Origin of the sequence: Pseudomonas sp. GD04058 (assembly GCF_029836855.1) — a bacterium.
GTDB lineage: Bacteria > Pseudomonadota > Gammaproteobacteria > Pseudomonadales > Pseudomonadaceae > Aquipseudomonas > Aquipseudomonas bharatica.
The window spans coordinates 1-10,135 of sequence record NZ_JAOECN010000074.1; the positions used below are offsets into that span (position 1 = coordinate 1).

The following is a 10,135-nucleotide window of genomic DNA, read 5'->3' on the forward strand; positions in this document are numbered from 1 at the left end:
CTTATGCAGGTAGGGGTTTTGTCTTTTAGTAGAAGTACCAGGATTTCGCTGCGCCGTCGCTTGATGACGGAACGGCACACAGAATTTCTTGACGACCATAGAGCGTTGGAACCACCTGATCCCATCCCGAACTCAGTAGTGAAACGATGCATCGCCGATGGTAGTGTGGAGCTTCTCCATGTGAGAGTAGGTCATCGTCAAGATTCAATTCCGAAACCCCTGTCTGCATATGCAGACAGGGGTTTTGTCTTTTCAGGGCCTAGGTCAGTAGATTGCGCACGTTGTTCATGGCGTCGTCGGCAAACTTCTGCAGAAAGGCCTGAAACGCCGGGAGCGCCTCCGGGCCGCCCTCCCATGGCTCGCCCTGGATGGTCCATATAGCCCGGCTGCGGTTGTTATCCAGATCCTTAACCTCCATGGCCGCCCATAGATTGCCGATATTCAGGCTGGTATGAATCAGGCTCCAGGTCATGTACATCGCCTGCTCATCCCTCGAGTTCAGTTGCTCGATCACGAAGTTGTTGTCTTTGAAGAACTTCTTGCGGATCGAACGCACGCCAGTGCCCGTCATCTCGATGTGGCTGAGTGCCGGTATGAACACGGCGAACCCGGCGAAATTGCCAACGATATGCCAGGTATTGCTTGCCGGTGCTTCGATATCGACCTGGGACACGACCAGGCAGCCTTGCGGATTGCGGATCAGCGTGTCGGGTTTCAGTACTCGCATGATGTTGCCCTCTGGGTGGTGAATCAAATGAAGCGGATTTCCCGCAGGTAGCGGCAGCCAAGCTCAAGCAGGGCAGGGCTTTTCTCCGGATAGCGCTCGCCCATCAAGTGCACGCCATCGCGTGCATTGGCATGCTCGATCAGTGAGATGTCGCCGATGTCTTCCTCGAACCCGTCGAGATAAAAGCCGAGAACGTCAAACAGCGCGTTGTCGCGATCGACCTGCTGTAGTTGGCGCTGCCACTGCGCCACGCTGACCAGCTCGAAGCTTCGCCCGGCATCACGAAATGCCGCGACATAGCGCGCCCAGTGAAGTGGCTCCGGGTTATGAAGATGGAACACCGCTTGTCCAGCGCGATAACGGCTGCCATGGAAGGCGATGAAGCGAGCCAGGAAGTCCACCGGCATCAGATCGAACTGAAGATCCAGTGCCGGCACCTGGCCCAGCTGCAGTGAGCCCTTGAGCATCAGTATCAGACGGTTCTTGTGCGGCTGTGAGACGCCACTGCGGCTGTTGAAGGTGATGTTCCCCGGGCGAAACAGGTTCACCCAGACACCTTGCTCCTGCGCGCGCTGAAGAATGCGCTCGCCCACCCATTTGCTCAGGTTGTAGCCGTTGCGGATGTACAGCGGCGGAGTTGCAGCGGGCGGTTGTTCCAGCACGCGACCGTTTTCATCCCTGGCGCTGCAAGCAGACAGGGTGGAAACGAAATTGAAAATCTTCTTGGTTCGCCCCTCGCACAGGCGCAAGCACTCGAAGAGCGGCTCGACGTTGTCCGCTGCCAGCGCCGGGTAATCCAGCACGTGGTTAACCTGGGCCGCATTGTGGATAAGTGCACCGTAGCGACGATCCAGATCCTCATGGTCGGCCTCGCTCAAGCCCAGCTTCGGCCGACGCAAATCGGCTTCCAGCACGCGGATGCGCCGCCAGTCCAGGCCGCTGATGCGATTCTCGCTGACCGCCTGGGCAAATCGTTCGGTGGCACTTGTGTCTGGCCCACGTCTAACCAGGCATGCCACCTCCGTCGCGCCCCAATCCAGTAGCGCTGCGACAATATGCACACCGAGAAAACTGTTTGCCCCGGTGACTATCACTCGATGCACATCACCAAGCCTTTCCATCGGTAGAGCTTGTAATTCGATCGCACGGGCGGCATCTGCCAACGCTTGCGGATGGAGGGTGCTATTAACGCTCCGCGCCCCGCTGAGCAATGCGCCCAGGCGCTGCAGTGTCGGCTCTTCGATGAAGCGATTTATCGGAATGCCTTGACCGAAATGCTCACGAATCGCCAACAGCAGGCGCGACAGCAGGATCGAATGTCCGCCGAGGTTGAAGAAGCTGTCATCGGTGGAAATCTCCTCGACCGGCAACTCCAGCAGCTCGCTCCACAAGCCCAGCAAACGCGCCTCCAGAGCGCTGGCAGGAGGCCGACGCGGCCCGTTTCCTCCAGGCGCCACTGACAGACCCAACAACGCCCGACGGTCGATTTTGCCGTTGGCCGTGTAGGGCATCTGTGCCAGCTCTTGGTAGACCGATGGCCGCATATAGTCGGGCAGATGCTGTTCGGCATACGCACGCAGCCGTTCAGGTGCCTCGGCATCCATCGGCTGTGCGAGAAATGCCAACACCCGACGTTGCCCATCGATCACAACTGCTACCTGGCCGAAAAGACGGCTCCCGCGCAGGCAATGCTCGATTTCCTCGGGCTCGACACGGAACCCGCGGATCTTCACCTGGTTGTCCCGGCGCCCACAGATTTCGATACCTGTGGCAGTCCATCGGGCCAGATCGCCGGTGCGATACAGCTTGATCCGTTCGCCGTCGGGCAGTTCGAGACTAATGAAGCGTTCTTCGCTCAGCGCTGGATTGTTCAGGTAACCCAGGCCGACACCAGGCCCGCCGATACACAGTTCGCCGCGGCTACCCTCCGGTACCGGCTGCAGCTGTTCGTCGAGCAGGAACACCCGGCTGTTGCTGATCGGCATCCCGAGGTTGCGCACGTTGTCTCCCGGCGCGAAAACCCGCGTCGTGGCCAGCACCGTGGTCTCGGTCGGGCCATAGATGTTGTGGAAGCGAAAGCGCCCGGCCAGCCGCTCCACCACTGCTGGCTCGCAGACATCGCCTCCGGTGATTAGATGTTCCAGGCCGGTGCGCTCCAGCGTCAGCAGGCTGAGCAGGGCAGGGGGCAGGAATGCGTGGGTTACCTCCTGCTGCCGAATCAGCGCCTCCAGGCTCGCCGGATCCCGCCGCTGTTGCTCGTTCGGTACCACCAGTTCCGCTCCGCAAACAAATGTCGGCAGGATGTCGAGGAGCGAGGCATCGAAATTGATGGTGGAAAACTGCAACACGCGACTGTTCGGTGTGAGCCGCACATGGGCGCTGTACCAGGCCTGGAAGTGGCTGACATTGCCCTGGCTGAGCACCACGCCCTTGGGCTGGCCGGTAGTGCCGGAGGTATAGATCGCGATGCAGGGCGCATCGATGTCCGGCCTCGTACTGACCAGGCCGGCCCCTTCCGTCCGCTCCGGCAAATGGTCCAGATCCAGCGTCGGAACTGCACCGGCAAGTGCCGTGCTCGTTGCATCATGGATCAGCACGCTGGCCTGGGCATTGCTCAGGATGAAGCGCAAGCGTTCGACAGGCGTTTCCGGATCCAGCGGCAGATAAATCGCTCCGCAACCCAGTACCGCCAGCAAGCTGGCATACAGCTCCACTGATTTCGGTAGGCATACGGCAACCACCGGTGTTTCCCCGCTCAGCAACGGCAGTAACCGAGCCTGTATGGCTGACGCTTGCCCGTGCAGGTGGGCATAGCTGAAGCGCTGTCCATCGAAATTCAGCGCCGGCAGCCGCGCATGTTCCAACAGGCTTTGTTCCAGCCGCGCGGTCACTGGGGTTGTGCTTGCGAGCAGTAATCCATGTTCCAGGCCACGGTTGAAGACATGCATCCACGCCAGCTTTTCCAGCCAATCCAAGGCATGCTCATGGGCCTGGCGCATCGGCTCACTGGCCTGGATCTCGCGAAAATGATCCGGGTAGCGGGAGAGGCGACTGACATGCAATGCCACCCGCTCCTGCATTGCCTTCAGCGCCCTCATGCGCAGAGCCTGACCATTGCCTGAAACTTCCTGCTCCAGCGGCTGACGATCGATCAGCCGCTGTGCCTGCGCCGTACCGGCCCAATACAGCAACTCCAGCTCGGGCAGTTTTCCGGCGACCGGTATGCTGCTGCCAACCCGCAGGCCGAGAACTGCACAGCCGCCGAAGTCCGGCAGCTCAAGGCTGCCGTCTTCGATCACCAGGTCGGGCCTGACCGGGGTTCGGCCAGCAAGTGCCTCCCGACCGTTAATCAGCTGTACCACATGGCCATGTTCCTCCAGCTGCGAATGCAGCATGCCCAAGGCCTGACTGCTGCCGGCCAGCACAATCTCCAGGCGTTTCATGACGCCCTCCTTGCCGATGGCAGGTAGCCGGCCAGCGCTTCTTGCACGCACGGCGTATCGAGCAGTGAGCTGTTTCTGAAAAAACGCAGGATGTTTCCCAGCAACGGATGCTGATGACCAATCGGCCAAGCCATGCTGGCCACCTCCTCACGCAGTGCTGCAGCGACTGGCCTCGCGATATCCAGCGCTTCGATCAGTTGCAGGTCGAAGGACTTCTGAATCTCGTTGGTCAGGTACTGCGCAATGAACACCGGCAGTACTCCGGCGATCAGCTGGCGATCCGCTTCCGGCGCCTGGCCCCAGTAGATCCGGGTCAGGCGTGCCCAGAAGGTGGAATGACGCCCCTCGTCGAGCAGATGGTCGGCCATCAAGCCCTTGATCGACGGCTTGACGCTGTCGTCCCGGGCAAAGGCGGCGACGTCGTTGGTCAGGGTGTTTTCCGCAATGGCTACGCAGATCAGCTCGACGGCGTCGCGCAACCGCTCGGGGACCAGCGCCAGCGCGGCCGGAATGGCCCGGCTCAACTCGATCTCGGTCGGCAGGATCACCGGTTGGATGCCGGTCAGGGCAATGGCCTGCTGCATGAAGTCCATCGCCACCAGGGCGTGATAATCCTCGTCCACTACCACGGTCATGGCGTCGTAGCGACAGGCCGGGGGAAAGCGCACGGCGAAGCGGTCCTTGGCAATGGCGCGGGCGGTGCGGTCAACGATCTCGGTCTCGAAGATCACCACGTCGTTGATGAACTTGTAGAGCCCCTGTGCGAGGGCGAAGTCGCGCAGGTGCGCACATTCGTTCTGGAAGGTTGCGGTCAGTACCAGGGGGAGCCGGCTCAACGGATAGAGCAGGCGATGATCGTCTTCCACCAGGCGCCGGGGGCGAGTGCGGATGGTGGCCCGGTCCTCCCAGGTGTCGGAAAAAGACTGATAGTCGAGACTGTTCATACGCTGGCCTCGGCGACTTCCTGATGCATCGACAGACGCAGCCGATCCCAGAACGCCAATCGGCTTTCCACCGCAGCGATCGCCGCCTCGTACGTTTCCCGCTCGCGCTGGGGATCGTCGCCGACCAGGCGTGCCAGCAGCTGCCCGGCTGCCGGCCCGTGATCCTCCGAGTCCACCTCGATGTGCCGTTGCAGGTAATAGCGGAAGGTCGGCGCCTGGCTGCCGGTGATTCCCCAGTCATCGAGAATGCGCTGGAACATGGTGGGAATCACGCTCTCCCGTCCATGCAGGAAGGCTGCAGCCACGGCATGCGCCGGGGCAGCCAAGGCGATTTCCAGTGTCTGTCCGACGAACGCCTGAGCTGCCTCGCTGGCTCCTGCGTGGTGCAGTGCGGCGCGATGAGGCACACCCTCTCGCTGCAGCGCGACGAAACGCTCGATGCCGGCGGTGCAGGCGCCGACCTCGCGCATCGCATCCAGATATAACTCGAAATGGCTGTAGTGGCCTCGATCGAGGCGATCATCCGATTCCTCGCCCAATACGATTTCGTTGATCAGTCGCGCGGCCTCCGGATCACGCGGCGGCAGCCAGGGCAAGCGGATGCAGGTCAGCTCTTGCTGCAGGCGCTTGGTCAGCGACATGAAATCCCAGACGGCATAAACATGGGTTTCCATAAAGCGACGAAGTATCGGAAGCGAGTGGATTTCAGCGAAGATTGGATGTTTCGCCAGTTCGGTTTTCTTTTCATGCAACAGCGGTTCGAGACTGTTCATTGCAAGTTCCTTGAATGACCTGGTGGCAGCCGAAAGTTATGCGCTGATTGTTAACCCGGGCGAGGGGATGCCCTGGGACTTATAACCAGCAGGCTAGGGGGTAGATGCTCTCGTGCAGCCGGCTTGATGCCCGGCGAGTAGAAGCTAAGGCAACTTGAAAGTTTTTCGCAAGTTATTTGCGAATATAATATTTCCGCTGGTTTTCATAGGTTGAGCGCGTCCACTAAAACAATTGAAAGTTGTTTTATTTGGATGAAAGTTCCCGCTTCGGCTAATAAGCGCCAAAGTAAGTTGATGATGAGTGAATGCCTCACTCCGGGCACTTTCCGAAAATGAACGAACGGACTGGATGTTTTATCGGGGCGGTTGATCGCAATCGGCCCTCGCCCGGGCGCGCTCCTTCTGCTGGTTGAAATTCGTGCAGGCGACCAGGGCCGTGCCGCAGCCGATCGATCGGTCACTTGCTCGAACTAGAGTGTGCAGAAAACGCCCAGCCTGTCATGGCCGGGCGAAGCGGGCGTGGGAAGCGGGGGAGAGCAACGCTTACTGTGCGGTCTTGCCCAGATAGTCGCGAATGGTGCGCATCGCCTTGTCGAGGTGGCGGTGCAGGATGGCCACGGCGTCCTCGATGGCCCTGGCCTCGGCGGCATCGACCAGGCCGTTGTGATCGTCCTGGGTCAGCTTGCCCAGGCCCATGGAAGACAGGTGAAAGCGCAGGAAGCGCTCCTCCTGCAACAATTCATTGTCGATCAGGCGCAGCAGCTTTCGGTTGTGCGCCTTGGTGTACAGGCTCATATGAAACAGACGGTTCAGGCGTCCGATCTCGGCGTGCCGGGTTTCGTTCTCCAGCAATTGGATATAGCCGCGTGCCTGGGCGATGTCTTCAGGGCCGAGCAGGGGAATCGATTGGCGCAGGGCTTCGCTTTCCAGCATGGTGCGCAGCTCATAGGCTTCTACTGCGTCCTCGCCGATCAGCGGGGCGACTACTGCGCCCTTGTGCGCCACCACCGTCAGCAGCTCCTGGGCTTCCAACTGACGCAGCGCCTCGCGAACCGGCATGCGGCTGACGCCGAACAGGGTTGCCAACTCCTGTTGGCGGATCGCCATGCCCGGCGCCAGGCGTCCGTCGAGTATGGCGCTGCGCAAACGTTCTTCGATCACGCTGCGGGCCAGGTGCGCGGGGACCTGTTCGTTACCCAGGATGCTGCTGAGGAGTTTGGTTCTAGCGGCCACGCTGGTGTTGTCCTGCATTTCGTGCGGATTGGATCCAATCACGCTAGTGAGGGGTTCGCTGCTTGTCAAACCGTGCCGGCCATGCCGTTGGCAGAATCGTTTCGCCTCACGTGGGCAAGGGCCTGTGGCTGGACCGGCGCTAATCCTGAATGAACTTTAACGGGAATGAAAGTGGTGTGCCGGGCCGGGCGCCAACCGATTGTCGGACACCCTGAGAGGTGATGGCGCAATGATTGTCCGGCGCTGATTGTTTTTTCCGGGGCCTGGCGGCACCATCGTCCTTTCCAGGGATTTCGCGGACAGTCTGCCTTGGCGATACGTTGGGCCATTTTTCTGACCATGCGCCGGGTGGGATTCGCCCTGCTGCTTGGCCTGGCGTTGCTGGGCGGCTTGCGCGCGGACTGGGACTTTTCCCAGATCAGCCGCAAGGCCGCTGCCTTGTATGGCCCGCTTGGCGCGGGCCAGCAGCGCATCGACGCCTGGCAGCAACTGCTGGCAACGCAGAAGCAACTCGACGAGGCGCAGAAGCTGCAGGTGGTGAACCAGTTCTTCAACCGCCAGTTGCGCTACGAAGAGGATATCGACCTGTGGCACGAGGTCGATTACTGGGCCACGCCGATCCAGTCGCTGATCAAGGGCGCCGGCGACTGCGAGGATTACGCCATCGCCAAGTACTTCAGCCTGCGCCGCCTCGGCGTTGCCGCCGACAAACTGCGCATCACCTATGTCAAGGCCCTGCGCCAGAACCGTGCGCACATGGTTCTGACCTACTATTCCAGCCCTGACGCCATGCCCCTGGTCCTCGACAGCCTGATGGATGCGATCAAGCCGGCCAGCCAGCGTCCCGACCTGCTGCCAGTCTACGCCTTCAATGGCGAGGGCTTGTGGCTGACCGGCGCGACGGGAAACAAGAAAGTCGGCGATACCAAGCGCCTGTCGCGTTGGCAGGATCTGTTGAAAAAGATGCAGGCGGAGGGATTCCCTGCCGAGCCGGTCTACTGAGGAGCTCCGATGTCACTGTTCAAACAATTGTTGCTCGCCATCTGCCTGTTCCTGGTGGTCGCTTTCAGTGGCAGCTTCATGGTCAGCCTGGAAAGCTCGCGCAGCCAGTACGTCAATCAGTTGCGCTCCCATGCCCAGGATGCCGCTACGGCACTGGCGCTTTCGTTGACGCCGAACCTGGATGACCCGGCGATGGTCGAGCTGATGGTCAGCTCGATCTTCGACAGTGGTTACTACGCCAGCATCCGTGTGGTCGATCTCGGCTCCAATGCCGTGCTGGTGGAGCGCCATGCCGACCCTGACCCGGGTGGAGTGCCGCAGTGGTTCATCAGGCTGATCGGCCTGGAAGCGGCCGGTGGCGATGCCATTGTCATGCGCGGTTGGCAGCAGGCGGCGCGGGTCGAGGTGGTCAGCCACCCGATGTTTGCCCTCGCCAAGCTGTGGCAAAGCGCCCTTGGCAGCCTTGGCTGGCTGCTGCTGTGCGGGGCGCTGAGTGCAATCGCCGGCGCCCTGTTGCTGCGGCGCCAGCTGCGTCCGCTGGACTATATGGTCGAACAGTCCCACGCCATCGCCCGCCGCGAATTCCTCAGCCTTCCGGACCTGCCGCGCACGCCCGAGTTGCGTCGGGTCGTGCAGGCGATGAACCAGATGGTCGAGAAGCTCAAGGCGCTGTACCAGGAGCAGGCCGAGCGCAGCGAGAAGCTGCGGGTCGAGTCCTACCAGGACAGCCTCACCGGGCTGGCCAACCGGCGCTATTTCGAGATGCAGTTGAATGCCCGGGTCAGCAACCTGGAAGAAGCCCGCGACGGCTACCTGCTGTTGCTGCGCATGCAGGACCTCGCCGGCCTCAACCAGCGTCTTGGCGGCCAGCGTACCGACCAGCTGTTGCAGGCGGTCGGCCAGCAACTGAAAGGCATCTGCGCCAGCTTCCCGGAAACCAATAACCTGATCACCCGCAGCCGTGGTGGCGAATTCGCCGTGCTTGCGCCAGGCCTGAGCCATGACGACGCCATTCGCCTGGCGGAGGCGCTGGACGCCGGCCTGCGCGGGATTTCCGATGTCACGCCTTCGGCTTGCATCGGCCTGGCGCCGTTCAGCCCGGGTGACGAGCCCAAGGCCTTGCTGCAACTGGCCGATGAGGCCCTGGCCCGCGCCCAGAGCCAGCCGGAGCCGTCGTGGGTGTGCCTGGAGCAGGGTTCTGCGACCCAGGCCAGCGATACCCACCGGCAGTGGCATACGCTGCTGGACGATGCCCTGGCCCAGGGTCGCTTCGAACTGTTCTTCCAGCCGGTGGTGGACAGCAACCATCTCGATCGCGTGCTGCACTACAAGGTGCTCTCGCGATTGATCGACGAGCGTGGCGAAGCCATCGCCGCGGGCCGCTTCCTGCCGGCGCTGGAGCGCTTCGGCTGGGCAACCCGCCTTGACCTGCTGATGCTGGAAAAGGTGCTCAAGCAGATGCACGGGCATGACCGGTCGCTGGCGCTGAACCTGTCGGCAACCACCGTGGCCAACCCGGCCAGTCTGCAGAAGGTCTTCGACCTGCTTGGCCAGCATGCCAGCCTCGGCCCGCGCCTGACCCTGGAAATCGCCGAGGAGCAGTTGCCCGAGCAGGTGGTGCTGGAACAACTGACCCGGCGTCTGCGCGGCCTGGGCTTCAGCCTCAGCCTGCAGCATTTCGGCGGCCGCTTCAGCATGATCGGCAACCTTGCCCACCTCGGTCTGGCCTACCTGAAGATCGACGGCAGCTACATCCGCGCCATCGACGAGGAACAGCACAAGCGCATCTTCATCGAGGCGATACAGCGCGCAGCCCACAGCATCGACCTGCCGCTGATCGCCGAGCGCGTGGAAACCGAAGGCGAGTTGCAGGTGCTTCGGGAAATGGAGATCCAGGGCGTGCAAGGCCGCCTGGTGGGCGAACCGGCGCCCTGGCGCTGAGCACAGTCTTGTGGTCGGCTCGAAACCTGTGGGAGCTGGCTTGCCAGCGATGGGGCCGGCTTGAGCGATGAG

Annotated in this window: 7 protein-coding genes and 1 rRNA gene; 3 read left to right on the forward strand and 5 right to left on the reverse strand. The window is 61.6% G+C overall.

Annotated features, from left to right (window positions below):
- Positions 1 to 87: 87 nt before the first annotated feature.
- A 5S ribosomal RNA gene (rrf, locus tag N7650_RS27525) occupies positions 88 to 203 on the forward strand.
- A gap of 56 nt (positions 204 to 259) precedes the next feature.
- On the opposite strand, the gene N7650_RS27530 is transcribed toward rrf, so the two are convergent.
- The 5 genes from N7650_RS27530 to N7650_RS27550 form a co-directional block, all read right to left on the reverse strand.
- The gene (locus N7650_RS27530) at positions 260 to 727 is read right to left on the reverse strand and encodes an SRPBCC family protein (RefSeq protein WP_009408417.1); all 468 of its coding nucleotides are present in this window, start codon (positions 725 to 727) and stop codon (positions 260 to 262) included.
- A gap of 23 nt (positions 728 to 750) precedes the next feature.
- A complete protein-coding gene (locus N7650_RS27535) occupies positions 751 to 4,170 on the reverse strand; it encodes an amino acid adenylation domain-containing protein (protein WP_279900866.1) in 3,420 nt (1,139 codons plus the stop codon).
- Entirely contained in the window at positions 4,167 to 5,114 is a 948-nt protein-coding gene (locus tag N7650_RS27540; RefSeq protein WP_279900867.1) for a diiron oxygenase, read from the reverse strand. Before N7650_RS27540 ends, N7650_RS27535 begins: the two co-directional genes overlap by 4 nt.
- The gene (locus tag N7650_RS27545; protein ID WP_279900868.1) at positions 5,111 to 5,887 is read right to left on the reverse strand and encodes a DUF3050 domain-containing protein; all 777 of its coding nucleotides are present in this window, start codon (positions 5,885 to 5,887) and stop codon (positions 5,111 to 5,113) included. Before N7650_RS27545 ends, N7650_RS27540 begins: the two co-directional genes overlap by 4 nt.
- Before the next feature lie 543 nt (positions 5,888 to 6,430).
- Positions 6,431 to 7,120: a GntR family transcriptional regulator gene (locus N7650_RS27550; RefSeq protein ID WP_037062502.1), complete on the reverse strand. Its 690-nt coding sequence runs from the start codon at positions 7,118 to 7,120 to the stop codon at positions 6,431 to 6,433.
- 246 nt (positions 7,121 to 7,366) lie between these two features.
- On the opposite strand from N7650_RS27550, the gene lapG reads away from it, so the two are divergent.
- Together lapG and lapD are read left to right on the forward strand one after the other, a co-directional pair.
- Entirely contained in the window at positions 7,367 to 8,122 is a 756-nt protein-coding gene (lapG, locus tag N7650_RS27555; RefSeq protein WP_311985883.1) for a cysteine protease LapG, read from the forward strand.
- Positions 8,123 to 8,131: 9 nt separating this feature from the next.
- Positions 8,132 to 10,063, forward strand: coding sequence for a cyclic di-GMP receptor LapD (gene lapD / locus N7650_RS27560; protein WP_279900870.1), 1,932 nt, complete (start codon positions 8,132 to 8,134; stop codon positions 10,061 to 10,063).
- Positions 10,064 to 10,135 lie beyond the last annotated feature (72 nt).